The following is a 25,264-nucleotide window of genomic DNA, read 5'->3' as shown; positions in this document are numbered from 1 at the left end:
CTATGCTCCAGCCCCGCCGGCCCTGGCGCTTACTGGCTGACGGTTTTCACCGGATGGTCAGGTTTCTTATCGTTACCGGGGATCCACGGACTCCACGGCTGCGCGCGAACGGGTTTATCGGTCTGCCAGACCACGTTGAACTGGCCGTTGCCTTCAATTTCACCGATCATCACCGGCTTATGCAGATGATGGTTAGTGGCATCCATGGTCAGGGTAAAACCGGACGGCGCGTTGAAGGTCTGCCCGGCCATCGCCTCGCGCACTTTATCGACATCGGTGGTGCCCGCTTTGGTCACCGCCTGCGCCCACATATGCAGACCCACCCAGGTCGCTTCCATCGGATCGTTGGTCACCACCGTATCGGCATTCGGCAGCTTGTGCGCTTTGGCGTACGCGCGATAGTCGGCGACGAAGGCTTTGTTGGTCGGATTATCGACGGACTCAAAGTAGTTCCATGCCGCGAGGTTGCCGACCAGCGGTTTGGTATCGATGCCGCGCAGCTCCTCTTCCCCCACCGAGAAGGCCACCACCGGCACATCGGTCGCTTTCAGACCCTGGTTAGCCAGCTCTTTGTAGAACGGCACGTTGGAATCGCCATTGATGGTGGAGACCACTGCCGTTTTGCCACCGGCGGAGAATTTTTTGATATTGGCGACGATGGTCTGGTAATCGCTGTAGCCGAACGGGGTGTAGACCTCCTCGATATCTTTGTCCTGGATCCCTTTGGCATGCAGGAAGGCGCGGAGGATCTTGTTGGTGGTGCGCGGATAGACGTAGTCCGTCCCCAGCAGGAAGAAACGTTTGGCGCCGCCGCCATCCTCACTTAGCAGGTATTCCACCGCCGGGATAGCCTGCTGGTTAGGCGCCGCGCCGGTATAGAAGACGTTGGGGGACATCTCTTCCCCTTCATACTGCACCGGGTAGAACAGCAGGCCGTTCAGCTCCTCAAACACCGGCAGCACCGATTTACGTGAGACCGATGTCCAGCAGCCAAACACCACCGCCACTTTATCCTGGGCCAGCAGCTGGCGTGCCTTCTCGGCAAACAGCGGCCAGTTGGAGGCCGGGTCGACCACCACCGGCTCCAGCTTCTTGCCCAGTACCCCGCCTTTGGCGTTGATGTCGTCGATGGCCATCAGCGCGACGTCCTTCAGCGGCGTTTCGGAAATCGCCATCGTTCCCGAGAGCGAATGCATGATCCCGACTTTGATGGTGTCGGCGGCATAGGCCTGGAATGAAAGACCCATAGCCATTACAGAGGCGGAGAGTGCAAAAGCTTTTAATAACGTTCTACGTTGCATGATTCACTCCTGAGTAGCGCAAAAATAAAGAATTAACAGCTAACCAGAGGTTATAAGGCAAAAACGGTGCCAGGTTGTGAAAACAGCAGGATGCGGGACAGGTGGGCGGCGGAGACGGTGGGGACGGCAGCGTTGCCTCATCACGGTGCAACGCTGCGCTAAGAAAGTTATTACCAGACGTCGGCGGCGATCGACGTCACCAGTCGGACTTTTTGCCACTGCTGGTCTTCGCTGAGGGCATTGCCCTCTTCCGTAGAGGCGAAACCGCACTGCGGGCTCAGGCAGATCTGCTCGAGCGGCACATACTGCGCGGCCTCAGCGAGACGCGCTTTCACCCCCTGCGGATTCTCCAGCTCGCCATTTTTGGTGGTGATAAGTCCGAGAACCACCTGCTGATGGCCAGGACGAATAAAGCGCAGCGGCGCGAAATCCCCGGAGCGGTCGTTGTCGTACTCAAGGAAGAAGGCATCGACATTGACGCCGCCAAACAGCACCTCGGCCACCGGCTCGTAACCGCCTTCCGAGATCCAGGTTGAACGGAAGTTACCCCGACAGACGTGCAGGCCCACCGTCAGATCGGCCGGCTTACCTTCCAGCGCCTGGTTCAGCACTCGGGCATAAATGCGCGCCAGCGCATCCGGATCGTCGCCGCGCTCGCGTACCTGCTGACGCTGGGCATCGGAGCACAGATAGGCCCACACGGTATCGTCCAGCTGCAGATAGCGGCAGCCGGCGTCATAAAACGCGCGGATCGCGTCGCGCCAGGTGGTGGCCAGATCGTCGAAGTAGTCGCTAAGATCCGGGTAAACGGTGGCATCAATATCTTTCCGCCCGCCGCGGAAGTGCAGCACGCTCGGGCTGGGAATGGTCATCTTCGGCTGCGCGTCGCCGCTGATGCTTTTCAGATAGCGGAAGTCCTCCAGCATCGGGTGGTCGCCAAACGCCAGCTTGCCGGTGACGCGAACGCCGTGCGCTTTGGTCTGCACGCCGTTAAACTGGATCCCCTGCTCGGCATCGTAACGTTCAACGCCCTGCAGGCCATCGAAGAAATCGAAATGCCACCATGCGCGCCGAAACTCACCGTCGGTGACCACATGCAGGCCGCAGTCGCATTGCTGCTGAACCAGATGACGGATCGCGTTATTCTCAATTTCGCGTAGCTGACCGGCGTCGATAATCCCCTCAGCCAGCTGCTGACGCGCCTGTTTAATGCTGTCCGGGCGCAAAAAACTGCCGACGATGTCTGCGCGGAACGGGGCCTGTTGACGTTGCATGCTGTCTCCTTAGCGGTGGGCGCGTTAGTTGCCCACCGTGATAGTTCATTATTTGAATTTTTAGACTTCTGGATGGCTATATGTCCAGATACTGGCATGCAGAGTGGTGGGTCGCAAACGAGAATATTTCATGGTGCATGAAATATTTTCATTTACCGGAAACAAACGCATAGCCCTCATCTTCCCAGCCGGTGAGTCCGCCGAGCATCATTTTCACCGGCCGCCCAAGCTCAGCCAGCTTCAGCGCGGCAACGTCAGCACCGTTGCAGTGCGGCCCGGCGCAGTAGACCACAAAGAGGGTCTCCGCCGGCCAGGCGGCCATTCGCTCGGCGGTGATCTGGCTGTGCGGGAGATGCTGCGCGCCTGGCAAGTGACGTCTGGCGAAGGCTTCCTCGCTGCCGACCACGTGCAGCAGGACAAAGTCGACCTCGCCGGCACGCTGGGCGCTGTGCACATCGGCGCAGTCGGTCTCAAGATGCAGCTTATGGCGGAACCAACGGATAGCCTCAGCGGAAGCGGCAGGGGGAAATTGGGTTACTACACTCATGGCGTCTTCTCCTTGTCTGTGATAACACTACTTTACTGACGCCCATCACCCTGATCTGCCGACAACCATGACAGAAAACGCTAACATCCTGACAACCCCTTCTGTGACACCGTCACGTCATCAGGTGGTCGCCCTCGCCTACGATGGCCTGTGCACCTTTGAGTTTGGCGTAGCCGTGGAGATCTTCGGCCTGCCGCGCCCGGAAATGGGTGACAACTGGTACCACTTTGCCGTCGCCGCCGTCGATGAAGGGCCGCTGTGCGCTACCGGCGGCATCCGCCTGATGACTGACGGCGGGCCTGAACTTCTCGCCCAGGCGGATACGATTGTGGTCCCCGGCTGGCGCGGTGTCGACGCCCCGGTCCCCGAGGCGCTGTGCGCCGCCCTCGTTGCCGCCCACGCCCGCGGATGCCGGATTATTTCCATCTGTTCCGGGGTGTTCGTTCTCGCCGCCGCCGGGCTGCTCAATGGCCGCCAGGCAACGACCCACTGGCGCTACACCGCGGCGCTGCAGTCGCGTTTCCCGCAGATCCAGGTGGTGGAGGACGTCCTTTACGTGGGCGATGCTTTGCTGATGACTTCCGCCGGCAGCGCGGCGGGGATCGACCTTTGTCTGCATCTGGTGCGCGAGGATTTCGGCAGCGAAGCCGCCAACGTCGTCGCCCGCCGCCTGGTGGTCTCTCCCCATCGCGACGGCGGTCAGACGCAGCAGGTCCTGCGCCCGGTAGCCCGCAGCCGGGAGAGCCAGCGCCTTGGGCAGCTGTTTGACTATCTGCACCAGCATCTTGCCGCCAGCCATACCGTCGCTTCCCTCGCCCAGCGCGCCGGCATGGGGACGCGCACCTTTTTGCGCCGCTTTGAAGAGGCCACCGGTAAAACACCCGCCCGCTGGCTGCTGGACGAGCGGCTGCTGCGCGCCCGCCAGCACCTGACGGAGAGCACGATGTCCATCGATCAGATCGCTGAGCGCTGCGGGTTTGCCAGCGCCGGCACCCTGCGTCACCATTTTCGCCAGCACTTCGCGCTCAGTCCGCTGCAGTACCGGAAACAGTTTGCTACTTCTCCGATTGCAAAATCATCGCGGCAACGGACAATAGACGGCAACAGTAAACGGGTCGCCAGGAGGGTCGATGATGAAGAAAGAGTGTCGGGTAGTGATCTATAAAGAGGGGCTGCTGGGCAGCCTGTTTTTTGGCGAAGCCAAGGCGGACCCTGACAAGATGAGCCAGTTTCTCAGCAGCTATACCCGTGAAGGATGGGAAGTGAAAACCATGTCGGTGGAGCGCCGTCGCACCGCCCTGTTCTGGTCGCGGGAAGCGTATCTTTTCGTGCTCGAACGCCCCCTCTGACAGCCTGCGCCTGGTTTACACGTTTAAGCCAGGCGTTTCTAAGCGCCTGCTTTCAGGGCCGACGGATATAGCCCTGCTCCTGCATTTTCTGCATGCCCTCCTCGCTGGCGCAGACCATGCCGGTGGTCAGCATGGCAAAACCAAAGCGCTGATAAAACGTAATTTTATCGGCGACCGCATAGATAAAAATTTTGCCAAAGGGAAGCAACTGCTCCCGGATGGCCAGCATCAACTGTTGTCCGTAACCCTGCCCCTGACGTTCGGGGACGATCGCCACATCCGCCAGATAGCTGCTCCAGGTACAGTCGCTGATGGCTCGCGCCACGGCAATCAGCTGGCCGTTCTCATAGCCAAACCAGCAGAAGGTGCTCTGGCGGAACGCCTGCTCCAGTTGCTGAACATCGCGCTCATTCAATCCGGCCTCGGCGATAATGGTTCGCACCCGCTGCCAGTCCACCCGCGCGATCGCCTCTTTACCCTCTATCACCATCATACCCTTGCCTCCCGTCGTCTCCCGGATGGAGCCCCGGAAGCAAGATCTAGCATGCCGCGGCAGGATATGCCAGGCGGAAAGGCGAACGGAAGAAAACGGTAGACGCGGGCGACGGCAAAAAAAAACCGCCATATGACTGGCGGTAAATCAATGCTTGCATGGATAGATTGTGTTTTGCATTTTTCGCAGACAGATAATCCTGACCTCTCTACGTTTGATGACGAGGTTAACAGAGTCAACCTCAATAAAGCCTCAACGGCCTGCGCTAAAGTTTTTCCACCAGCGCTTTCAGTTGCGCGAGGGTCTGCTGCTGATCCTCCGCAACGGCGGCGGGCCAGGCCGACTGGCGCACAATAAGCCGGGTCGGCAGCAGCTCGCGGATCCGCAGCTGCGGGGCCGCCATCAGGGCGATCAGCCGCTCCACCGCCCTCTTGCCCAGCAGATCGAAGTCCTGCGCCACCGTGGTGAGCGGCGGCTGGAAGTAGAGACTGTCGGCGGTGTCGTCATAGCCGGTCACCGATACCGCCCGGCTACCGCTGCGATTAAGCTGGGCGAGCGCGCTGAGCACGCCGAGCGCCATTTGATCGTTCGCCACCACAATCGCGCTGATCCGCGGCTGCAGATGCAGCAGCTCGAACGTTTTTTGCCAGCCGCTGGCGGCGCTCCAGTCGCCGAACACCGTTGTTGAGCGAGCGATATTCAGACTGTGCAGCGCCTCGCGCCAGCTGGCGAGGCGCAGACGGGCGGAAACCGAACTTTCCGGCCCCGCCAGCAGGCCGAATTCGCGATGCCCCAGCTCCCACAGGTGGCGTACGCAGGCTCCGCAGCCGTCGCGGTGGTCGAAGCGCACGCAGCAGACATCGGCCTCCGGGGAGACGTCAAGAAACAGGCAGGCCATATCCGGGTTCTCTTGCACCAGCCGCTCGGCGGTGGCGCTCTCCAGGGGCAGACTGACGATCACCCCGCGAATATGCTGGGCGCGTAGCTCATCCAGCCGCGCCTGTAGCGCGACAAAATCGGCCTGCGCCGGCATCGCTATCGCCACTTCCAGCTGATGCAGGCTGGCATGGCTTTTTATCGCGGCGGCGATCTGCGAGGGGGCATGCAGCGTCAGCGAGGCGGTAATTAACCCGATGGAGGGCGCCGCCTTGCCGGCAAGCAGCTGCGCCGAGCGGTTAGGCACGTAGTGCAGCGTCTGCATCGCGCGGATCACCTGCTCCCGGGTGCGGGCTGACACCACCTCAGGACGGTTCAGCACCCGGGAGACCGTCTGTTGGGAGACACCCGCCGCGCGGGCGACATCCTCAAGGGTTGCGGTACGACGCGGCATCTTTTCTCCTCAGCGATAACAATGTCGTGCGCTAACATTTTATGTTTAACGCGCGACAAAAAACAGCGTTTTGCCCTCGCTTTCGTGATCGTCTGTTCATTTCATTTCCAGCGTGATTGCTGGAAAAAACAAATTACCCGATAACGTTAATCATCCTGTTTAGCGAACGACATTTTCTGACTTACCGGGGATTAAAATGCAAATTAGCGATACCGGCCACAGCCACATGCCCAACTTTGACGCCGTCCTCGCCCGTGAAGACTGGCAGAACCAGACCATTACCCACCTTAACCGCCTGCCGGCGCATCCCGCTTTCGCCAGCTGGCGCGATGAGCTTGCCGCCCGGGATAACCATCCCTCCACACGCCGCCGTCAGCTGGACGGCGAGTGGCAGTTCGTTTATGCCCGCAGCCCGTTTGCCGTCGATGCGCAGTGGCTGACGCAGGATCTGCCGGACAGCCGCGGCACGCCAGTGCCTTCCAACTGGCAGATGGAGGGCTATGACGCGCCGATCTACACCAACGTCCGCTATCCCATCGATACCACGCCACCGCGGGTGCCGGAGGATAACCCGACCGGCTGTTATTCCCTGCACTTTACGGTTGAGGACACATGGCGCGAGAACGGGCAAACGCAGATTATTTTCGATGGCGTCAACTCGGCGTTTCATCTGTGGTGCAATGGCGTCTGGGTCGGCTATTCGCAGGACAGTCGCCTGCCGGCAGCGTTCGATCTCAGCCCCTTCCTGCGCCCGGGCGACAACCGCCTGTGCGTGATGGTCATGCGCTGGAGCGCCGGCAGCTGGCTGGAAGACCAGGATATGTGGCGGATGAGCGGCATTTTCCGCTCGGTGTGGCTGCTGAATAAGCCGCAGCAACGGCTATGCGACGTGCAGTTGACGCCAGCCCTCGACGCCCTCTACCGCGATGGTACTCTGCAGGTCCAGGCGACCGTCGAAGCGACAGAGGCGGCCCTTGCCGGGCTCAGCGTCGGGGTTAGCCTGTGGCGTGGCGAGGAGCAGGTCGCCGCCGGGCGGCAGCCGTTAGGCACCCCGGCGGTGGATGAACGCGGCCACTACGCGGAACGGGTCGATTTTGCTCTGGCGGTGACGGCGCCGGCGCACTGGAGCGCGGAAATTCCAAACTGTTATCGCGCCGTGGTCACCCTGTGGCGCGGCGACGAACTGCTGGAGGCCGAAGCATGGGACATCGGTTTTCGCCGCATCGAGATTGTCGATGGCCTGCTGCGTCTTAACGGCAAACCGCTGCTGATCCGCGGCGTTAACCGCCATGAGCATCATCATTTGCGCGGTCAGGTGGTCACCGAGGCGGATATGGTGCAGGACATTCTGTTGATGAAGCAGAACAACTTTAACGCCGTGCGCTGCTCGCACTACCCCAACGCGCCGCGCTGGTATGAACTCTGCAACCGCTACGGTCTGTACGTGGTCGATGAAGCTAATATTGAAACCCACGGGATGGTGCCGATGAATCGGCTGTCCGACGATCCGGCGTGGCTGCCAGCCTTCAGCGCCCGCGTCACCCGGATGGTACAGAGCAACCGCAACCATCCGTGCATTATCATCTGGTCGCTGGGCAACGAGTCCGGCGGCGGCGGCAACCACGAAGCGCTGTACCACTGGCTGAAACGCAACGACCCGAGCCGTCCGGTGCAGTACGAGGGCGGCGGCGCGGATACCACCGCCACCGATATTATCTGTCCGATGTACGCCCGCGTCGAACGCGACCAGCCGATCCCGGCGGTACCCAAATGGGGGATCAAAAAATGGATCAGCCTGCCCGGCGAGCAGCGGCCGCTGATCCTTTGCGAATATGCCCACGCGATGGGCAACAGCCTCGGCAACTTCGCCGATTACTGGCAGGCCTTCCGCGAGTATCCGCGATTACAGGGCGGGTTTATCTGGGACTGGGCCGACCAGGCGATCCGCAAAATCTTTGACGACGGCAGCGTCGGCTGGGCCTATGGCGGCGACTTTGGCGATAAGCCTAACGATCGCCAGTTCTGTATGAACGGTCTGGTGTTTCCCGATCGCACGCCGCATCCGTCGCTGGTGGAGGCGAAGCACGCCCAGCAGTATTTTCAGTTCACGCTGCTGTCGACCTCGCCGCTGCGGGTGCGCATCACCAGCGAATACCTGTTCCGTCCAACCGATAACGAAGTGGTGCGCTGGCAGGTGCAGTCGGCCGGTGAAACCCTGTATCACGGCAACCTGACCCTTGCGCTGCCCCCTGAGGGCAGCGACGAGATAACGCTGCTCGACAGCCTGATCCTGCCTGAAGGCGCCCGCGCGGTGTGGCTGACGCTGGAGGTGACCCAGCCCCGGGCGACCGCCTGGTCAGAAGCGGAACACCGCGTCGCCTGGCAACAGTTTCCCCTGCCCGCCCCGCTGGCGCTGCCGGCGCCCACGGTGTCTGCCGGCGCTCCGGATCTTATCGTCAGCGACGAGATCTGGCAGATCCGCGCCGGTTCGCAATGCTGGACCATCGATCGCCGGACGGGTCTGCTGAGCCGCTGGTCGGTTGGCGGTCAGGAGCAGCTGTTGACCCCCCTGCGTGACCAGTTTATTCGCGCGCCGCTCGACAACGACATCGGGGTCAGCGAAGTAGAGCGCATCGACCCCAACGCCTGGGTGGAGCGCTGGAAAAGCGCCGGCCTGTACGATCTTGAGGCGCACTGCGTCCAGTGCGATGCGCAGCGCCTGGCAAATGAAACCCTCGTCGACTGTCGCTGGCACTATCTGCGCGGCGAAGAGGTAGTGATTGTCAGCCACTGGCGCATGCACTTCACCGCGGACGGTACGCTGCGGCTGGCGGTGGACGGCGAACGGGCAGAAACCCTGCCGCCGCTGCCGCGGGTCGGGCTGCACTTCCAGGTGGCGGATCAGCAGGCGCCGGTGAGCTGGCTGGGGCTGGGGCCGCATGAGAACTACCCCGACCGGCGGAGCAGCGCCTGCTTCGCCCGCTGGGAGCAGCCGCTGGCGGCGATGACGACGCCCTACATCTTCCCGACGGAAAACGGCCTGCGCTGCGATACCCAGGCGCTGGACTGGGGACGCTGGCACGTCAGCGGTCATTTCCACTTCTCCGTTCAGCCGTGGAGTACCCGTCAGCTGATGGAGACCGACCACTGGCACAAGATGCAGGCCGAAGACGGCGTGTGGATCACCCTTGACGGCCTGCATATGGGGGTGGGAGGCGATGACTCCTGGACCCCCAGCGTGCTACCGCAGTGGCTCCTGAGCCAAACGCGCTGGCAGTACGAGGTCTCATTGCGTTGCCTTTAATCCGTGGGGGCGACAGCCCCCACCCTACAAACAGAATAACAAGGGATCATGGTGATGAAATTCTCTGAACTGGCGCCACGAGAACGGCATAATTTTGTCTATTTCCTGCTGTTCTTTTTCTTTTACTATTTCATTATGTCGGCCTACTTTCCGTTTTTTCCGGTGTGGCTGGCGGACGTTAACCATTTAACCAAGACGGAAACCGGGATCGTTTTCTCGTCTATTTCGTTATTCGCCATTATTTTTCAGCCGGTGTTTGGCCTGATGTCGGATAAGCTCGGCCTGCGCAAACATCTGCTGTGGACTATTACGGTGCTGTTAATTCTGTTCGCACCGTTCTTTATTTTCGTTTTTTCACCGCTGCTGCAAATGAATATTATCGCCGGGGCGCTGGCGGGCGGGATCTATCTGGGGATTGTTTTCTCCAGCGGCTCCGGGGCGGTGGAAGCCTATATCGAACGCGTCAGCCGGGCCAACCGCTTTGAATATGGCAAAGTGCGGGTCGCAGGCTGCGTCGGCTGGGCGCTGTGCGCCTCGATAACCGGCGTGCTGTTCGGCATCGATCCCAACATCACCTTCTGGATCGCCTCCGGTTTTGCGCTGGTGCTCGGTCTGCTGCTCTGGTTGTCGCGACCGGAAAGCAGCAACAGCGCCGAGGTTATCGAGGCGCTGGGCGCCAATCGCCAGGCCTTTTCGCTGCGCACGGCGGCAGAGCTGCTGCGTATGCCGCGCTTCTGGGGCTTTATCGTCTATGTGATCGGCGTCGCCAGCGTCTATGACGTGTTTGACCAGCAGTTCGCCAACTTTTTCAAAAGCTTTTTCGCCAGCCCGCAGCGCGGGACCGAAGTGTTTGGCTTTGTTACCACCGGCGGCGAGCTGCTCAACGCGCTAATTATGTTCTGCGCCCCGGCCATCGTTAACCGCATCGGCGCCAAAAACGCCCTGCTGACCGCGGGGATGATCATGTCGGTGCGTATTCTCGGGTCGTCTTTTGCCTCATCGGCGGTGGAGGTGGTGATCCTCAAGATGCTGCATATGTTTGAGATCCCCTTCCTGCTGGTCGGGACCTTTAAATATATCTCCTCCGCCTTTAACCCGCGGCTCTCGGCCACCCTGTTTCTGATCGGCTTTAACCTGTCGAAACAGCTTTCCGGGGTGGTGCTTTCCGCCTGGGTCGGCCGGATGTACGACACCGTCGGCTTCCATCAGGCTTATTTGATCCTCGGGTGTATCACCCTGAGCTTCACCCTGCTCTCGTTCTTTACCTTACGGGGCGGGAAAAATCTGCTGCCAGCAGCGGGGACGCAGACCCCCGCCTGACTCCGGCTCCCGTCAGGGACGACGGGACTCACTCGACAATCCGCGTCTCCCCGCCGCGATTCTCCAGGGCATAGCGCTGACAAGGCGCCCCGGCGGCAATCAGCTCCGCCAGCTCTGCCGAGTGGCTGGTCAGCCAGATCTGGCTGTAGCGCGAGGCCTCGATAATCAGCCGGGCCAGCGCGGGCAACATGTCGCGATGCAGGCTGTTCTCCGGTTCATTGATCGCCAGAAAGGCCGGCGGGCGCGGGCTGAGCAGCGCAACGGCGAGGCACAAAAAGCGCAGCGTACCGTCAGACATCTCCGCCGCCAGCAGCGGGCGGCGGATCCCCTCGCGACGCATTTTCAGGGCGAAACGTGACTGCTCGTTTTCACAGTAAAACTGGCAGCCAGGAAAGGCGTCGGCGAGGATCTCGTGCAAAATCTCTTCCGCGCCAATTTCGACAATGGTCTGAAAGGCGGCCGCCAGATTATGGCCATCGCTGTCGAGCACTGGCGAACGGTATCCCACGGCCGGCTGACGCAGCGGCGAATGGCGGCCGATGGCGAACTCATGGTAAAACCGCCAGCGGCGCAGGGTCTCCCGCACCCGCGACACCTCGGGAAAACGATGCGGTTCGCCGAGCTGACCGAACACCGACTCGTTTTCATAGATGCTCTCAGTGAACGTACTTTTCTCCCCCGTCACATCGACGAGAAACGCCGCCTGATTCTTACGCTGCAGTACGCGGGAGGAAGGCCGGCGGGAGTAGCCGGCCAGCCAGATGTTCTCTTCTTTAACGATGGGATCGAGCATGAACTGCGTCGGATAGGGCAATTTTTCCGGGAAGCCTATCTGCAGCTCATAATCGAAGCTGTCGGTCCGGCAGGCGATTTGCAGACGGCGGGGATGACGATCAACGGGCGAACGCTCCCCGGACCACATCATATTCTCCAGACCGCCCTCTTCGCTGATAAACCCCGACAGCTTGCCGTCAGCGGCGGCGGTCAGCAGGTGGATGGCGTTATAAATATTGGATTTGCCGCAGCCGTTGGGGCCGAAGACAATGTTCAGCGGCCCGAGCTCCAGCGCGATATCCCTGACCGAGCGAAAGTTTTGAATACGGATGTACTGAATCATCATAGGTCCTGCCCTGGAAATAGAAGGCTGCCACAGTAGCAGAGCGGCGCCAGGAATACCCTCTCACGCCCTCATTCGGGCAGGGTTTAACAGAACATTTTTTTCATTCCACGGGTTAGGGCGACCCGCGTCAGCTTGTCGCTATCCTGATGGGCTTCACTGAAGACGCCAAAATAATAGCGTTCATCGTCAATGGTTTGACTGACAATACGATAGCTCAGCGGTTGCCCGGATAGCGCACCGTACTGCGCAGGCGTCACCGAGACCTCGGTCGCGTCATCGGCGACGCTGACCAACAGCCCGTCGGCCTTACCTCCCACCAGCATGACCTTAATTATCGGGTGCACCAGTTCCTCCCGGGATGGCGTATATCATTGGCGAACCGCGGAGTCCGGCGGGCATTGTCGTCAACAAACGGCGCCAGCCTGAGTGCGGCATTACGTACTTTCTTATAGTTCATCGCGGCCTTGAGTCAAAAAATAGCGTGCTGAGGCTGGGCTAAATATTGATTATTCGAAATAAAAGATGACAAATGATGAAGGAAAAAAGAGGAATTGTGAATCAGCAAAACGCCGGGTTATTCTTATTTGTCGCCCCTTTGCTCGCCCTTATCGGCCCTCACTCAAGGAAGTATTGCGGTTATGCGTTATGTTCGCCTGTGTGTTATCTCCCTGTTAGCCACCCTGCCACTGGTGGTATACGCCGGTCCACAGCCGCTTGAGCAGATTAAACAAAGCGAAAGCCAGCTGTCGGGCCGCGTGGGGATGGTGGAAATGGATCTGGCCAGCGGCCGCACGCTGGCCGCCTGGCGCGCCGATGAACGCTTTCCCATGGTGAGCACCTTTAAAGTGCTGCTGTGCGGCGCGGTGCTGGCGCGGGTGGATGCCGGGCTCGAACAACTGGATCGGCGGATCCACTACCGCCAGCAGGATCTGGTGGACTACTCCCCGGTCAGCGAAAAACACCTTGTCGACGGGATGACGATCGGCGAACTCTGCGCCGCCGCCATCACCCTGAGCGATAACAGCGCTGGCAATCTGCTGCTGGCCACCGTCGGCGGCCCCGCGGGATTAACTGCCTTTCTGCGCCAGATCGGTGACAACGTCACCCGTCTTGACCGCTGGGAAACGGCACTGAATGAGGCGCTTCCCGGCGACGCGCGCGACACCACCACCCCGGCCAGCATGGCCGCCACGCTGCGCAAACTACTGACCGCGCAGCATCTGAGCGCCCGTTCGCAACAGCAACTCCTGCAGTGGATGGTGGACGATCGGGTTGCCGGCCCGCTGATCCGCGCCGTGCTGCCGCCGGGCTGGTTTATCGCCGACAAAACCGGGGCTGGCGAACGGGGTGCGCGCGGCATTGTCGCCCTGCTCGGCCCGGACGGCAAACCGGAGCGCATTGTGGTGATCTATCTGCGGGATACCCCGGCGAGTATGGCCGAGCGTAATCAACATATCGCCGGGATCGGCGCAGCGCTGATCGAGCACTGGCAACGCTAACCCGGCGGTACCGTGCGTTAGCCGGCCCGCAGCACCTCGCAGGCGTGCCGGGCAATATGACTGGCGGCGGCATCGGACAGATGCCGATCGGTAATAATAGTGGTGAACCGGGTCAAGGGTAACGCCATAAAGGTGGCCACCTGATTGTATTTCGAACTGTCGCACAGCAGGATGCTTCTCGCGCTGACCTGGCTGACGGTCTCCTTGACGGTAACCTTGTTCTCATCAGGGGTGAAAATACCGCGGCTGTCCCAGCCGCTGGCGGAGATAAAGGCCGTATCGATAGCCAGGTGGCGTAACGTTCGCGCCGCCGATTCGCCCACGCAGGAGCGATTCTCCCGGCACAGCGTGCCGCCGGTGTGGATCACGCCGCACTGGCTGGCATCGATCAGCAGTTGGGTTATCTCAAAATCATTGGTCACCACCTGCAGATCATCCCGGTCGAGGATCGCCCGCGCCAGCGCCAGGGTAGTGGTCCCGGCATCCAGATAGATACAGCTGTTTTTGGCGATGTGACTCGCCGCCAGCGCGCCAATCGCCTGTTTCTCCTCGCTCTGCAGCGTGCTTTTCACCAGATGACTGGGTTCCGTGGCCAGCCGGCTGACGGCGCGCACGCCGCCTGAGACGCTGACCAGCAGCCCCTGTTCCTCCAGTTTACTGACGTCCCGACGGATGGTCATATGGGACACGCCGAGGATCTCCGTCAGCTCATTAATGCTTACCGCCCCACGCTGCTCCACCAGGGCTAAAATACGCTGATGTCGTTCTATTGGAATCACCGCTCTCCCCTTACCATTTTTTCACACCAGGCGTCACCACTCGGGCTGCGGACCTGGCGACACTCTGTGTTGTTATCGCGCTTTGCCGCTGTTTTTACGCTATTTTAGGGCAAGAATCGCCGTTGTGCAGCCTCTTTCCGCCTGTGAATTTTTTATATTCATGTAGGTTATTCGTGATAGCTCTCACATAAATTCACATGATAACGCTTTATTCTATCATTAAATCACATTAATTAACTAATATTCACAAGGAGACCATCATGGCTGCACACACTAACGTCTGCGTGATTGGACTGGGTTCAATGGGCATGGGCGCCGCCCGCGCCTGCCTGCAGGCGGGCCTGAACACCTGGGGCGTTGACATCAACCCCGACAACTGTCGCGCACTGCTGGCGGCGGGCGCCAAAGGCGCGGGCCCCAGCGCGGTACCTTTCGCCGCTGACCTGGATGCGGTCGTCTTGCTGGTGGTCAATGCCGCCCAGGTGCGGGGGATCCTGTTCGGCGAAACCGGCCTCGCCGCCCATCTGAAGCCCGGCACCGTCGTGATGGTGTCGTCCACCATCGCCTCCGCCGATGCCCAGGCGATAGCCGTGGCGCTGGCGGAATACCAGCTATTGATGCTTGACGCGCCGGTATCGGGCGGCGCAGTGAAAGCGGCCGCTGGCGACATGACGGTGATGGCCTCCGGAAGCGATGCCGCCTTTGCCCGCCTCGCGCCGGTACTGGACGCCGTGGCCGGCAAAGTCTACCGCATCGGCAGCGACATCGGCCTTGGCTCGACGGTAAAGATTATTCATCAGCTGCTGGCTGGGGTGCATATCGCCGTTGCCGCCGAAGCGATGGCGCTTGCCGCCCGCGCCGGGATCCCGCTGGAGACGATGTATGACGTGGTGACGCACGCGGCGGGTAATTCCTGGATGTTTGAGAATCGCATGCAGCACGTCCTGGATGGCGATTACTCGCCAAAATCCGCCGTCGATATTTTTGTCAAAGATCTCGGTCTGGTGAATGACACCGCCCGGGCGCTGACCTTCCCACTGCCGCTCGCCACCACCGCGCTAAATATGTTCACCTCCGCCAGCAATGCCGGATTCGGCCGGGAAGATGACAGCGCGGTGATCAAGATTTTCAAAGGCATCACCCTGCCGGGCCACAAACAGTGAGGAGAGATAACATGCAGCTTGGTGTCATTGCCGATGACTTCACCGGCGCCACGGATATCGCCAGCTTTCTCGTGCGCAACGGCATGCCGACGGTGCAACTTAATGGCGTACCGACCCGCGATCTTCCGCTGACCAGCGAGGCGGTGGTCATCAGCCTGAAAACCCGCTCCTGCGCGGTGGAAATGGCCGTCAGCCAGTCGCTGGCCGCGCTGCGCTGGCTGCAGGCCCAGGGCTGTCAGCAATTCTACTTCAAGTACTGTTCCACGTTCGACAGCACCGCGCAGGGCAACATTGGCCCGGTGCTGGATGCTCTGCTGGCCGAGCTGGGTGAAACGCGGACGGTGATTTCCCCGGCGTTGCCGGTGAACGGCCGCACGGTCTATCAGGGGTATCTGTTTGTCGGCGAGCAACTGCTGAATGAGTCCGGGATGCGCCACCATCCGGTGACGCCGATGGAGGATGCGCACCTGGGCCGCTTAATTGAGCGCCAGGGGCGCGGAAAAGCCGCGCTGATTGCCTGGCCGATTGTCGCCCGGGGGCCGGAGGCGGTCGCCACCGCGCTGGCGACAATCAGCGATCCGGCGGTGCGCTATGTGGTGCTCGACGCCCTCAGTGAACAGGATTTGCTCACCCAGGGCGTGGCGCTGCGAGAGATGAAGCTGGTCTCCGGCGGTTCCGGTCTCGCCATCGGCCTCGCCCGCGACTGGGCACAGCGCCATGGCGCCCGGGGTGAAAGCGCTCAGGCGGGCATGCCGCTGGCCGGCCCGGCGGTGGTGCTCTCGGGCTCCTGCTCGGTGATGACCAACAGCCAGGTGGCGGCCTATCGTGAACAGGCCCCCGCCCGCGCCGTCGACTTAAGCGCCTGTTTTACCGATCTGGAGAGCTACGTCAGGACGCTGACTGACTGGGTGGACGCGCAGCGCGATGCGCCGCTGGCGCCGATGATCTATGCCACCACCGAGCCGCAAACGCTGCAGCGGATCCAGGCGCAGTATGGCGACAAGGCCAGCAGCGAACGGGTGGAACAGCTGTTTGCCGCCCTTGCCGCCGCCCTGAAGGCGAAAGGATTTACCCGGTTTATTGTGGCCGGAGGGGAAACATCGAGCATTGTGGCGCAGACGCTGGGGGTCGAGGCGTTCCATATTGGGCCGACCATCTCCCCCGGGGTGCCCTGGGTGCGTGACACCCGCCAGCCGCTCTCCCTGGCGCTGAAGTCAGGTAACTTCGGCGATATCCACTTCTTTGCCCGTGCCCAGCAGGAGTTTCGTCATGACTGAGCAACAGCTGCGAGATGAAATGGTGCAGATTGGCGCCTCGTTGTTTAGCCGCGGCTATGCCACCGGCTCCGCCGGCAATCTGTCGCTGCTGCTGCCGGACGGCAACCTGCTGGCGACGCCGACCGGCTCCTGCCTCGGCGAACTGCAGGCGCAGCGGTTGTCGGTGGTGACGCTGCAAGGTGAATGGCTCTCCGGCGACAAACCGTCGAAAGAGGTCACTTTTCACCGGGCGGTCTATTTGCACAACCCGGCCTGCAAGGCGATCGTCCACTTGCACAGCCACTATCTGACCGCGCTCTCCTGCCTGCAGGGGCTCGATCCGCACAACTGTATTCGTCCCTTTACCCCCTATGTGGTGATGCGTGTCGGCGACGTCCCGGTGGTTCCCTACTACCGGCCGGGCGATGACCGTATTGCCCAGGCGCTGGCCGGTCTGGCGCCGCGCTATAACGCCTTTTTACTGGCCAACCACGGTCCGGTGGTCACCGGCTCATCGCTGCGCGAAGCCACCAACAATACCGAAGAGCTGGAAGAGACCGCGCGGCTGATATTTACCCTCGGCAACCGTGAGATCCGTTACCTGACCACTGACGAAGTGGATGAACTGAGATAAAACCATGCCAAAATTTGCTGCTAATTTAACCATGCTGTTTACCGAACTGCCGTTCCTGGACCGGTTCGCCGCCGCTGCCCGCGCGGGTTTTGAAGCCGTGGAGTTTCTGTTTCCCTATGAGTATGAGGCCGGGGAAATTAAACAGCGCCTGCAGGAAAACCAGCTGCAGCTGGTGCTGTTCAATACCCCACCTGGCGACGTCAACGCCGGAGAATGGGGGCTCGCCGCGGTGCCAGGCAGAAGCGCCGAGGCCCGCCAGCAGATCCAGCTGGCGCTGGAGTACGCCTGCCAGCTGGATTGCCCGCAGGTGCATATCATGGCCGGCGTGGTACAGCCGGGGATGGATCGCGCAGCCTGCGAGGCCGTGCTTATCGATAATCTGCGCTACGCGGCGGAGTGCTTTGCCCGCCACGACAAGCGGATACTCATCGAAGCGCTGAATCCCCAGACCAAACCGGGCTATCTCTACCACAGCCAATATCAAACGCTGGAGATGGTGAAACGGGTCGACAGGCCGAACGTCGCGGTGCAGTTAGATCTGTTTCACGCGCAGAAGGTGGACGGCAATTTAAGCTATCTCATTACCGAATATGCCGGCCAGTATCGCCATATTCAGATTGCCTCCCTGCCCGACCGTCATGAACCGGATGAGGGCGAAATAAACTATCCGTGGCTCTATGCGCTACTGGATAAAACCGGTTATGACGGCTGGATCGGCTGCGAATATATCCCCCGAGCAGACACGCTTTCCGGGCTGGGGTGGTTCTCGCCCTACCGGAAAAAATAAACGCCGTTTTCTAAAAAAATAACTCTCTGTACACCTGTTAATACCCGAGGCAAACCTATGTCGACATCGGCGCTGTTACTTATTGCGTTAGCCAGCGTAGTGCTGTTGCTCCTGTTGGTGATCAAAGCGAAAGCGCATCCTTTTGTGGCGCTCCTGATCGTCAGCCTGCTGGTGGCATTCGCCACCGGTATTCCGGCAGATAAAATTATTACCACCATTGAAAAAGGCATGGGCGGCCTGCTTGGTCACATCGCCAGCATTATTATTCTGGGCTCAATGCTGGGGGTGCTGATTGAAATGTCCGGCGGCGCCGAATCGCTGGCGAAAACGTTGACCGGCGTACTGGGCGCAAAACGGACCATTGCCGCCTTAACCATCGTGGCTTTTATTCTCGGCACGCCGGTCTTTTTTGAAGTCGGCTTTATCATCATCATTCCGTTAATTTACGGCTTCAGCAAAGTCGCCCACGTGTCGCCGCTGAAGTTTGGCCTGCCGATGGCCGGAGTGATGTTAACCGTGCACGTCGCGCTGCCCACCCACCCTGGCGCAGCGGCCGCGGCAGGCATTCTGCATAGCGATGTGGGCTGGCTGATGCTGGCGGGGATTGGAGTATCGATAGTCGTTGGTATCGTGGGTTATTTTGTCGCCCGGTTTATCAATCGGCGCCATTATCATCTGTCGATTAACGTGCTGGAACAGCAGCAAACAGCTGAAGTGCCAGACCTCTCCGTTAACGCGCAGCAGACCCGTCTGCCGCCGCCGAATGCGCTGGTTATCGGTGGACTGATCGTGGTGCCCATTATGCTGATTGTTTCCGGGACGCTGTGTCAGGCAATGCTGCTGCCGGAAAACGCGGTTCGCCAGCTGATGACCGTCATTGGTACTCCACCGGTCGCCCTGTTGATCTCCCTGGGCCTGGCCAGCTGGACGCTGGGCATCCGTCGGCGGATGAGCCTGAAAAAGCTGGGCGAAGTCACCGGCAGCGCGATCCCCTCTTCGGCGGATGTGATCCTCGTCGCCGGCGCCGGCGGCGCCTTTGGCGGCGTACTGGTCGCCTCCGGCATCGGCAATGCCTTAGCCGAGGCGCTGGAGACAATTCATCTGCCGCTGATGCCCGCCGCCTTCCTGCTCTCGCTGGTACTCCGGGCCTCGCAGGGATCGGCCACCGTGGCGATCCTCACCACCTCCGGTCTGCTGTCTCAGGCGGTCATCGGGCTGGATCCGATTCAGCTGGTGTTGGTAACGCTGGCGACTTGCTTCGGCTCGCTCGGGTTATCGCACGTCAACGATGCCGGGTTCTGGGTCGTCACGCGCTATCTCGGGCTCTCAGTGCCGGACGGGTTAAAAACCTGGACCGTATTGACGACCATCATGGGGGTGACGGGCTTTCTGATCACCTGGCTGCTGTGGTTTGTGTTGTGATATTCGTGAAAGGTGGCCACCGGGCCACCTTTATTTGTCATTTGTCAGTTAGCCGGGCGCTGGCCGCGCTGTCACCTCACCAGACAGCGTCACCGGAATAAAATAGCGTACGCGATAGCGCCTTTCCGCCGCTGGCCCACCTTCCGTATGACGCTCGAGAAAGCATTCAATGTCGACTCCCTCCCGGCGGCTTGCTCCCAGCGCTGGCAGCAATTCCATATACAGATCGCTGGATAAACGGGCGTAACGCGCCCAACTGCCATAGAATTCAACGCCAACATACAGCCCAGGCCTTGTCGTCAACGTGCTGTTCGTCGTCAGCGCGGGCAGCGCCCCTCGCTCCCGATGACAACCGACAAAAGCGTTAACCTCGACGTTAAGCTCATTGTTTCTCGCCGCATAATAATCGGATAACACAGAGAGACGGCCACCGCCGGCGGTAAAAAAACGGTCAACCTTTTGTCTGACAGCCGTCTTCGACGTGCTTTGCAATACCATATCCGACAGGCGCAGCTCATACTTCATTGGAGAGCCACGATAGACCCTCTCGGGCAGTGAACAGAAACGGCCCTGAGGCAGGCTCTCACCCTCCGGGTCGAATTTCTTTAACAGCAAAGCCGTGTCCCAGTGCACGGCGCAACGGTATTCCCGTGGCGAGAGCGAGAAGCGCTTCTTAAACTCCCGGGAAAAAGTCTGCGGCGAGTCATAGCTTAACTGCCAGGCAATGGCGGCGATCGGTTGCCGTGTTAATCGCAGACTCACCGCCGCGATGGTCAACCGCCGCAGCCGGATATACTGCCCGATGGGTAACTGACCATACTGATAAAACACCTCATAGACAAACCGCCGCGAATACCCCATATACTGCGCCAGGTCATCGATAGACGGGTTACAGTAGATATTATCTTCCAGCCACGCCAGCATTTTTAAATAGAGCATCTGCTTCATAGATACCGCATACTTCCTGTAGTCTTATCCTCCTCTAATTTTAACAACAGGCGGCGGACAGCACTAAGCTTTTTATGCACGGCAAAAATAAAAAAATAATTATCAGTGAAAAACCTAACAGACATATGTTTAACGTTTTGTTTATTAGGAACTTTCGTATGCTCACCTGCCGTTATCCCACTTTCTCCAGCGAATATTGCATTAGTGTAAAACATCCCTTAGATTATCTCGTCTAAAAATAATCGGCGTATTGCCATTATATGTTTTAATTTATCCTGATATCATTTTAATACCCAACAGGGAAGTTATATGACGAATTTTTTGTTCAATATAAAAAATCACTATCTGCGGGTCGCGATTGCCGAACTGGTCAATGAAACGATGCAGGCGTGCGAGCGATCGCATTATCAGTTTTCTCAGCAATGGAAGCCGGCGTCGATTGCACAAGCCGATGTCATATTCACGGAAATGGTGGCGGGAGAATGGTACTTATGCCATGAACTTTTACAGCACGCTACAGAGAATTATCAACTTTTTATTTTCCTGAATGATGAAGAGGTTACCGTCATCGATCACTTACCCAACTGTTTTAAGCATGCGGTATTTATACACCCGCACACCGCCGTTCATCTTCTTAAGGAGGTGATAGGTCATGCAATTCAACGCCCCTTAACGGAACAGCATGGCTCTCCCTTTAATCGTCTGCGTCGCTGCATAAATTGTCCCTGTAAGTCATTGAGCGACGCACAAACCAAAGTCATCTACGCGTTCAGCATTGGCCTGAGCCCGCATGAAGTTGCCACTGTACTAAAAATTAGTCACAAAACGATCCATTCGCATAAAAAGAACATTATGAATAAGTTCCATTTAAAGAGTCGTCAGCAATTCAACAATCTTGTCCAGATACTCGCCAGACGTTAACCTCGTAAAATATTATTATGCTAACTCATTATCTTCTGGAACGGAAGACATAACGTCTTTTACGCCTCTCTTTAATATAGGAAATACCGCTCCACAAAGAAATAATGGGGCAAAAAATCAAACATAAAACAATAAGCAAATCACCCATGACAACCTCGAAAAATAAAAAGAATTTGATTGGCATAGATAATATTGACCTCATATTATCCATGCAAGCTCATTTCTTTTTTTCCAGAACACGTCATAGCGTGGTAGGATAATTCCTGACAGCCATTATTTAATCGCTAAGTTCAGTCTCCGCCCCCGAGTTTTAGAAGAAATGTATGGCCTGTTATTGTCTTTTAGCAACGATATTGAGAAAAAGATAGCTAAACATCCGATTCCCTGTAGAGTGGAGGGAATCACCATGTGAATCTCCCGTTCCGCGTAGCGGACATCACGGTTGGTTGAATGTCAGAAAATGCTGGCCTCCTCCTTGAGGGTATGGCCCTACCTCCCTATTTTCGCTCTGTACAGGCCATCGGGCTCTGCTACAGCGAACGGAATGACTATGCTAACCACCTTGATTTACCGCAGCCAGGTTGATCCAGCCCGGCCACTGACCGATCTTGACGCCCTTATTCATCGCGCCAGCGGAAAAAATATGCCCCTCGGGATAACCGGCATTCTGCTGTTTAATGGTCAGCAGTTTTTCCAGGTACTGGAAGGAAATGAGGAGATCCTCGAGTCGTTATTCAGCAAAATACAATTCGACCCACGACATCGCGATGTGGTGGAGCTGATGCGCGACTACTCGGCCTATCGCCGTTTTCGGGACGTCGGTATGCGGATGCTGGATCTCCGCTATCATGAGAATAATGCTGCAGTAGAAGAGATCCTGCGCTTCAGCACCTTTGGTAAAACTGAGCCGGTCAATGACCGCATGTTCAGACTGATTAGCGCCTTTATCGCCGACGGCGGGCGCTATTGCCTGCCCGAGTCTCTGCAGCCTTCTCGCTGGTCGATGACTCCCGCAGTGGGCAATGCCTCGCCGCGCAACCTGACGGATCAGCCCTGCCAGTTCGCCCTGCAGGCCATCGTCGAGCCGGCCAAAAGGCGGGTCTCTTCCTTTGAAGCCCTGATCCGCAGCCCAACCGGCGGCTCACCCGTGGAAATGTTTGCCGCCATTGCGGCGGAAGATCGCTACCGTTTCGACCTTGAGAGCAAAGCGTTTGCCTTCTCTCTCGCCGCCCGCCTTCCGCTCGGCAAACAGCAACTGGCGGTCAACCTGCTGCCAGGCTCGCTGTATAACCATCCTGACGCCGTAGGCTGGCTGATGGACAACCTGCTGGCGGCAGGTCTCAGGCCAGAACAGGTCTTGATCGAGGTGACTGAGACGGAGGTTATCTCCTGTTTCGACCAGTTCCGCAAAGTACTCAAAGCGCTGCGCGTGGCCGGCATGAAACTGGCCATCGACGATTTTGGCGCCGGTTACTCCGGTCTGTCGCTCCTGACCCGCTTTCAGCCTGATAAAATCAAAGTGGATGCGGAGCTGGTGCGCGATATTCATATTAGCGGCACCAAACAGGCGATTGTCGCCTCGGTCGTGCGCTGCTGTGAAGATCTCGGCATCACCGTGGTCGCCGAGGGCGTCGAAACCATTGAGGAGTGGTGCTGGCTGCAGTCGGTAGGCATTCGCCTGTTTCAGGGATTTCTCTTTTCCCGACCCTGCCTTAACGGCATCGGGGAGATCTGCTGGCCGGTAGCGCGCCAGGCAACGGACCTGTAAGGACGCGCACCCGGGCATCGTCATTGCCAGTGGGCAAGCTTTTCGCTCAGCGCCGCCAGGGCATATCGTACCGCTTTCGCCACCACGGTCTCACAGTCGCCGGCAAAGCACATCCGTTTGGTTTCAGTCTGGCCGCGAAAATTCCAGGCAAACCATACCGTGCCGGCGGGGGTACCATCTTCCCCGCCCTCCGGTCCCGCGTAGCCGCTGATGGCGATGGCGATATCGGCGTCAGCCATTGCCAGAATACCGGTCGACATCTCCTGGACGCACGCTTCGCTGACGGCGCTGTGTACCGCCAGGGTTTCCGCACGAACCTGCAGCACGTTTCGTTTGGCTTCATCGCTGAAAGTGACGACGCCGGTATCATAAAACGCCGCGGTATCCGCCTGAGCACAGAGCGCCGCCGCCAGATTGCCCCCGGTGCAGGACTCTGCCGTGGTTAGCCGCCAGCCCCGCGCAACCAGCATCTGAGCCACTTCCGCCGTTAGCGCTGAGGTCGGTTTTGCATCGTAACTCATCTCGTCTGTCATTCAGACCCCTCACAAAATATCAAAGGAATAACAGCAGCATCGCGCCAGTTAAAAGAATAGCATATCGATTTCTCTCGTCGGCAGTAGACCGATCGCGTCAGTTCGGGTGGAAAAATAAAGGCCCGCTGCGCGGGCCTTAGCGAATACTCGTCTGAACTGTCGCCGAATCAGACCTTGTGTTCAATCACCCGGCCGTGACTCTCAATGGCAATTTTGCGCGGTTTTTCGCTTTCCGGGATCTCCTGATGGATAGTCACCTTTAAGATCCCACTATCCAGCTGTGCCTGATTAATCTGGGCATGTTCAGGAAGCGAGAAACTCAGCTGGAAATCAGCGCGGCGGATGCCTTTATATATCCAGCGCTGGCTACCGTCGGTCCCGGAATCAGTTTCTGCACGTTTGCCGGTAATATGCAGATTACCGCCGACGGTCTCTATTTCCAGTTCCTCATCTTTCCAGCCGGGCACGCTGACGCTGAGCAGGAAATTACTGTCATCTATTTTCTGCAAATCATAGGCCGGCAAGGCGCCCACCGGCGTATCGCCAGTTAACTGGCTGAAAAGACGGTCAATGCGGTTGAAACGATCGGCAAAAAGAGAATCAGCGAAAACAGGGAGTGCTGACAAGGTTTTGAGTGCCATAATTAACCTCCTGAATATCCATTCAAAAGCTCAACATAAAGGCAAGCATTGCTTGTCCGCTATATAAAATAATATCTGCAGTGCATTTTTCAAGAGCGAAAATAAAATTTTTTATCACTCGCCACAGGAAAAAATAACCAGGCCGGGTGGCAGAGTGACCCCCGCCCGACGGCGGGGGCAGTGGCGCTTCTGAGTCCCATAACTGATGCTGTTTAACATTCAATAAACAGAAGCGACATGTATATATAACTTGTTCAAAGGGATGTCAACGCCCGGACCGCGCCACCACCCCCACCGTCCGTTTTGCCCTTTACGACTGCAGTGATAAGCGCGTTCCTCACCAGCGGCTCGCTCCGCCGCCCGAGGCGCGCTGACAAGCCATTGCCTTGCTGGCATCAGCCGGCAAACCCTGACGAAAAAATAGTCAGCCCTGCAAGGAACCTTTCTCGCCGTCCCGTGCCTAATAACCTGCATACGCACTTTCTGAGGCACCACCATGACCGGTATTTTTATCTCCACCACCCTGTTCGCCCTCTTCGCGTCGATGTTGATCGGCCTGGGGATGGTCTGGAAAGGCATTTCCAACAACCCCGATAACTGATTCTTTTGTACGCCGTTGCTGTTCACCCTCCGCAGCGGCGGGACAATACCTCGCTCCCTTTTTGTCAAAGACAACTCCTGGCTTCGCTCAGGCGCGATCTCATCGAGGATCCGCGCCTGCACAACGTATTTTTGAAATAGCAATTCACACAGTGAATAAATTACTTTGATTAATATATTTGAGACCAGAATTAACGCATGCAATATAAGCAATTTAAGCAGTTTGTGCCAAATTGCCGACAACTTCTATGCGACCCATATACGTAACTCACTGA

General features: G+C 58.5%; 25 protein-coding genes and 1 pseudogene. 13 read left to right on the top strand and 13 right to left on the bottom strand.

All coding sequences use genetic code 11. The features are described from left to right. Positions 1-29 precede the first annotated feature (29 nt). From urtA to CW267_RS04215, 3 genes are all read right to left on the bottom strand, one after another. Positions 30-1,301, bottom strand: a complete 1,272-nt coding sequence (urtA, locus tag CW267_RS04225; RefSeq protein WP_012968272.1) for an urea ABC transporter substrate-binding protein — start codon at positions 1,299-1,301, stop codon at positions 30-32. Positions 1,302-1,471: 170 nt separating this feature from the next. Beyond that, entirely contained in the window at positions 1,472-2,575 is a 1,104-nt protein-coding gene (locus tag CW267_RS04220) for a cobalamin-independent methionine synthase II family protein (protein WP_012541782.1), read from the bottom strand. Between the two features lie 148 nt (positions 2,576-2,723). Next, a complete protein-coding gene (locus CW267_RS04215; RefSeq protein ID WP_012541783.1) occupies positions 2,724-3,122 on the bottom strand; it encodes a rhodanese-like domain-containing protein in 399 nt (132 codons plus the stop codon). Between the two features lie 67 nt (positions 3,123-3,189). On the opposite strand from CW267_RS04215, the gene ftrA reads away from it, so the two are divergent. Then, positions 3,190-4,287, top strand: a complete 1,098-nt coding sequence (gene ftrA / locus CW267_RS04210; RefSeq protein ID WP_049156953.1) for a transcriptional regulator FtrA — start codon at positions 3,190-3,192, stop codon at positions 4,285-4,287. Beyond that, positions 4,256-4,471, top strand: coding sequence for a DUF4177 domain-containing protein (locus CW267_RS04205; protein WP_004205985.1), 216 nt, complete (start codon positions 4,256-4,258; stop codon positions 4,469-4,471). Before ftrA ends, CW267_RS04205 begins: the two co-directional genes overlap by 32 nt. A gap of 52 nt (positions 4,472-4,523) precedes the next feature. Here CW267_RS04205 and CW267_RS04200 read toward each other — a convergent pair whose 3' ends face one another. Both CW267_RS04200 and CW267_RS04190 read right to left on the bottom strand, forming a co-directional pair. Next, positions 4,524-4,964: a GNAT family N-acetyltransferase gene (locus CW267_RS04200; protein WP_016160986.1), complete on the bottom strand. Its 441-nt coding sequence runs from the start codon at positions 4,962-4,964 to the stop codon at positions 4,524-4,526. Positions 4,965-5,229: 265 nt separating this feature from the next. Continuing rightward, positions 5,230-6,294, bottom strand: coding sequence for a LacI family DNA-binding transcriptional regulator (locus CW267_RS04190; protein ID WP_012541786.1), 1,065 nt, complete (start codon positions 6,292-6,294; stop codon positions 5,230-5,232). A 196-nt stretch (positions 6,295-6,490) separates the two neighbouring features. Between CW267_RS04190 and CW267_RS04185 the strand changes: the two genes are divergently transcribed. Both CW267_RS04185 and CW267_RS04180 read left to right on the top strand, forming a co-directional pair. After that, positions 6,491-9,598, top strand: coding sequence for a beta-galactosidase (locus tag CW267_RS04185; RefSeq protein WP_100781034.1), 3,108 nt, complete (start codon positions 6,491-6,493; stop codon positions 9,596-9,598). Between the two features lie 54 nt (positions 9,599-9,652). Next, positions 9,653-10,918, top strand: a complete 1,266-nt coding sequence (locus CW267_RS04180) for an MFS transporter (protein ID WP_008804978.1) — start codon at positions 9,653-9,655, stop codon at positions 10,916-10,918. A 28-nt stretch (positions 10,919-10,946) separates the two neighbouring features. On the opposite strand, the gene CW267_RS04175 is transcribed toward CW267_RS04180, so the two are convergent. Together CW267_RS04175 and CW267_RS04170 are read right to left on the bottom strand one after the other, a co-directional pair. Then, the gene (locus tag CW267_RS04175) at positions 10,947-12,035 is read right to left on the bottom strand and encodes an AAA family ATPase (RefSeq protein WP_023322574.1); all 1,089 of its coding nucleotides are present in this window, start codon (positions 12,033-12,035) and stop codon (positions 10,947-10,949) included. 86 nt (positions 12,036-12,121) lie between these two features. Further along, entirely contained in the window at positions 12,122-12,382 is a 261-nt protein-coding gene (locus tag CW267_RS04170; RefSeq protein WP_012968279.1) for a hypothetical protein, read from the bottom strand. 294 nt (positions 12,383-12,676) lie between these two features. Between CW267_RS04170 and CW267_RS04165 the strand changes: the two genes are divergently transcribed. After that, a complete protein-coding gene (locus tag CW267_RS04165; protein WP_032735535.1) occupies positions 12,677-13,537 on the top strand; it encodes a class A beta-lactamase LEN-9 in 861 nt (286 codons plus the stop codon). 17 nt (positions 13,538-13,554) lie between these two features. Here the strand turns inward: CW267_RS04165 and CW267_RS04160 are convergent, their stop codons facing one another. Beyond that, positions 13,555-14,316, bottom strand: coding sequence for a DeoR/GlpR family DNA-binding transcription regulator (locus CW267_RS04160; RefSeq protein WP_008804982.1), 762 nt, complete (start codon positions 14,314-14,316; stop codon positions 13,555-13,557). Between the two features lie 260 nt (positions 14,317-14,576). Here CW267_RS04160 and ltnD point away from each other — a divergent pair, with 260 nt between their 5' ends. From ltnD to CW267_RS04135, 5 genes are read left to right on the top strand one after another with little or no spacing between them, the layout of a single operon-like run. Beyond that, the gene (gene ltnD / locus CW267_RS04155; protein WP_022065597.1) at positions 14,577-15,479 is read left to right on the top strand and encodes an L-threonate dehydrogenase; all 903 of its coding nucleotides are present in this window, start codon (positions 14,577-14,579) and stop codon (positions 15,477-15,479) included. Between the two features lie 11 nt (positions 15,480-15,490). Next, positions 15,491-16,756, top strand: a complete 1,266-nt coding sequence (otnK, locus tag CW267_RS04150) for a 3-oxo-tetronate kinase (protein WP_032730293.1) — start codon at positions 15,491-15,493, stop codon at positions 16,754-16,756. Further along, positions 16,749-17,369 carry an aldolase gene (locus CW267_RS04145; RefSeq protein ID WP_008804985.1) on the top strand — a complete coding sequence of 207 codons (621 nt, stop codon included), beginning with the start codon at positions 16,749-16,751 and terminating at the stop codon, positions 17,367-17,369. The genes otnK and CW267_RS04145 overlap by 8 nt, the downstream gene beginning before the upstream one ends. 4 nt (positions 17,370-17,373) lie before the next feature. Continuing rightward, positions 17,374-18,156, top strand: coding sequence for an HPr family phosphocarrier protein (locus tag CW267_RS04140; protein ID WP_032735534.1), 783 nt, complete (start codon positions 17,374-17,376; stop codon positions 18,154-18,156). 57 nt (positions 18,157-18,213) lie between these two features. Beyond that, positions 18,214-19,578 carry a GntP family transporter gene (locus tag CW267_RS04135; RefSeq protein WP_100781035.1) on the top strand — a complete coding sequence of 455 codons (1,365 nt, stop codon included), beginning with the start codon at positions 18,214-18,216 and terminating at the stop codon, positions 19,576-19,578. A gap of 48 nt (positions 19,579-19,626) precedes the next feature. Here CW267_RS04135 and CW267_RS04130 read toward each other — a convergent pair whose 3' ends face one another. Then, the gene (locus tag CW267_RS04130; RefSeq protein ID WP_048964600.1) at positions 19,627-20,526 is read right to left on the bottom strand and encodes a helix-turn-helix domain-containing protein; all 900 of its coding nucleotides are present in this window, start codon (positions 20,524-20,526) and stop codon (positions 19,627-19,629) included. Positions 20,527-20,835: 309 nt separating this feature from the next. Between CW267_RS04130 and kbvR the strand changes: the two genes are divergently transcribed. Further along, complete coding sequence (gene kbvR, locus CW267_RS04120; RefSeq protein WP_008804989.1) at positions 20,836-21,447, top strand: LuxR family transcriptional regulator KbvR; 612 nt, start codon at positions 20,836-20,838, stop codon at positions 21,445-21,447. Between the two features lie 28 nt (positions 21,448-21,475). Here kbvR and CW267_RS04115 read toward each other — a convergent pair whose 3' ends face one another. Next, complete coding sequence (locus tag CW267_RS04115) at positions 21,476-21,595, bottom strand: small membrane protein (protein ID WP_137036724.1); 120 nt, start codon at positions 21,593-21,595, stop codon at positions 21,476-21,478. A gap of 402 nt (positions 21,596-21,997) precedes the next feature. On the opposite strand from CW267_RS04115, the gene CW267_RS04105 reads away from it, so the two are divergent. Then, positions 21,998-23,215 (top strand): diguanylate phosphodiesterase, encoded by a 1,218-nt coding sequence (locus tag CW267_RS04105; RefSeq protein WP_064160358.1) that lies wholly within the window; start codon positions 21,998-22,000, stop codon positions 23,213-23,215. A 20-nt stretch (positions 23,216-23,235) separates the two neighbouring features. Here the strand turns inward: CW267_RS04105 and CW267_RS04100 are convergent, their stop codons facing one another. From CW267_RS04100 to CW267_RS30315, 3 genes and pseudogenes are all read right to left on the bottom strand, one after another. Continuing rightward, entirely contained in the window at positions 23,236-23,748 is a 513-nt protein-coding gene (locus CW267_RS04100) for a 2-oxo-tetronate isomerase (RefSeq protein ID WP_012968286.1), read from the bottom strand. Between the two features lie 167 nt (positions 23,749-23,915). Then, a complete protein-coding gene (locus tag CW267_RS04095; protein WP_012968287.1) occupies positions 23,916-24,389 on the bottom strand; it encodes an Hsp20 family protein in 474 nt (157 codons plus the stop codon). 453 nt (positions 24,390-24,842) lie between these two features. After that, positions 24,843-24,935 (bottom strand): annotated as a pseudogene (locus tag CW267_RS30315) (hypothetical protein); the annotation flags it as partial. Between CW267_RS30315 and CW267_RS31545 the strand changes: the two are divergent. Continuing rightward, positions 24,895-24,990 (top strand): YnaM/YnfT family protein, encoded by a 96-nt coding sequence (locus tag CW267_RS31545; protein WP_272482055.1) that lies wholly within the window; start codon positions 24,895-24,897, stop codon positions 24,988-24,990. The pseudogene CW267_RS30315 and the gene CW267_RS31545 sit on opposite strands and share 41 nt — an antisense overlap. Positions 24,991-25,264: the final 274 nt, after the last annotated feature.

It is taken from the genome of Klebsiella sp. X1-16S-Nf21 (assembly GCF_002837615.1).
Lineage (GTDB): Bacteria > Pseudomonadota > Gammaproteobacteria > Enterobacterales > Enterobacteriaceae > Klebsiella > Klebsiella variicola.
This window is presented reverse-complemented; position numbering and strand designations above follow the sequence as displayed.

Excerpts from the sequence above, each read along its gene's own strand:
- urtA (WP_012968272.1), bottom strand. The coding sequence starts at position 1,301 with ATGCAACGTAGAACGTTATTAAAAGCTTTTGCACTCTCCGCCTCTGTA.
- CW267_RS04220 (WP_012541782.1), bottom strand. The coding sequence starts at position 2,575 with ATGCAACGTCAACAGGCCCCGTTCCGCGCAGACATCGTCGGCAGTTTT.
- CW267_RS04215 (WP_012541783.1), bottom strand. The coding sequence starts at position 3,122 with ATGAGTGTAGTAACCCAATTTCCCCCTGCCGCTTCCGCTGAGGCTATC.
- ftrA (WP_049156953.1), top strand. The coding sequence starts at position 3,190 with ATGACAGAAAACGCTAACATCCTGACAACCCCTTCTGTGACACCGTCA.
- CW267_RS04205 (WP_004205985.1), top strand. The coding sequence starts at position 4,256 with ATGAAGAAAGAGTGTCGGGTAGTGATCTATAAAGAGGGGCTGCTGGGC.
- CW267_RS04200 (WP_016160986.1), bottom strand. The coding sequence starts at position 4,964 with ATGATGGTGATAGAGGGTAAAGAGGCGATCGCGCGGGTGGACTGGCAG.
- CW267_RS04190 (WP_012541786.1), bottom strand. The coding sequence starts at position 6,294 with ATGCCGCGTCGTACCGCAACCCTTGAGGATGTCGCCCGCGCGGCGGGT.
- CW267_RS04185 (WP_100781034.1), top strand. The coding sequence starts at position 6,491 with ATGCAAATTAGCGATACCGGCCACAGCCACATGCCCAACTTTGACGCC.
- CW267_RS04180 (WP_008804978.1), top strand. The coding sequence starts at position 9,653 with ATGAAATTCTCTGAACTGGCGCCACGAGAACGGCATAATTTTGTCTAT.
- CW267_RS04175 (WP_023322574.1), bottom strand. The coding sequence starts at position 12,035 with ATGATTCAGTACATCCGTATTCAAAACTTTCGCTCGGTCAGGGATATC.
- CW267_RS04165 (WP_032735535.1), top strand. The coding sequence starts at position 12,677 with ATGCGTTATGTTCGCCTGTGTGTTATCTCCCTGTTAGCCACCCTGCCA.
- ltnD (WP_022065597.1), top strand. The coding sequence starts at position 14,577 with ATGGCTGCACACACTAACGTCTGCGTGATTGGACTGGGTTCAATGGGC.
- otnK (WP_032730293.1), top strand. The coding sequence starts at position 15,491 with ATGCAGCTTGGTGTCATTGCCGATGACTTCACCGGCGCCACGGATATC.
- CW267_RS04145 (WP_008804985.1), top strand. The coding sequence starts at position 16,749 with ATGACTGAGCAACAGCTGCGAGATGAAATGGTGCAGATTGGCGCCTCG.
- CW267_RS04140 (WP_032735534.1), top strand. The coding sequence starts at position 17,374 with ATGCCAAAATTTGCTGCTAATTTAACCATGCTGTTTACCGAACTGCCG.
- CW267_RS04135 (WP_100781035.1), top strand. The coding sequence starts at position 18,214 with ATGTCGACATCGGCGCTGTTACTTATTGCGTTAGCCAGCGTAGTGCTG.
- CW267_RS04130 (WP_048964600.1), bottom strand. The coding sequence starts at position 20,526 with ATGAAGCAGATGCTCTATTTAAAAATGCTGGCGTGGCTGGAAGATAAT.
- kbvR (WP_008804989.1), top strand. The coding sequence starts at position 20,836 with ATGACGAATTTTTTGTTCAATATAAAAAATCACTATCTGCGGGTCGCG.
- CW267_RS04115 (WP_137036724.1), bottom strand. The coding sequence starts at position 21,595 with ATGGGTGATTTGCTTATTGTTTTATGTTTGATTTTTTGCCCCATTATT.
- CW267_RS04105 (WP_064160358.1), top strand. The coding sequence starts at position 21,998 with ATGCTAACCACCTTGATTTACCGCAGCCAGGTTGATCCAGCCCGGCCA.
- CW267_RS04100 (WP_012968286.1), bottom strand. The coding sequence starts at position 23,748 with ATGACAGACGAGATGAGTTACGATGCAAAACCGACCTCAGCGCTAACG.
- CW267_RS04095 (WP_012968287.1), bottom strand. The coding sequence starts at position 24,389 with ATGGCACTCAAAACCTTGTCAGCACTCCCTGTTTTCGCTGATTCTCTT.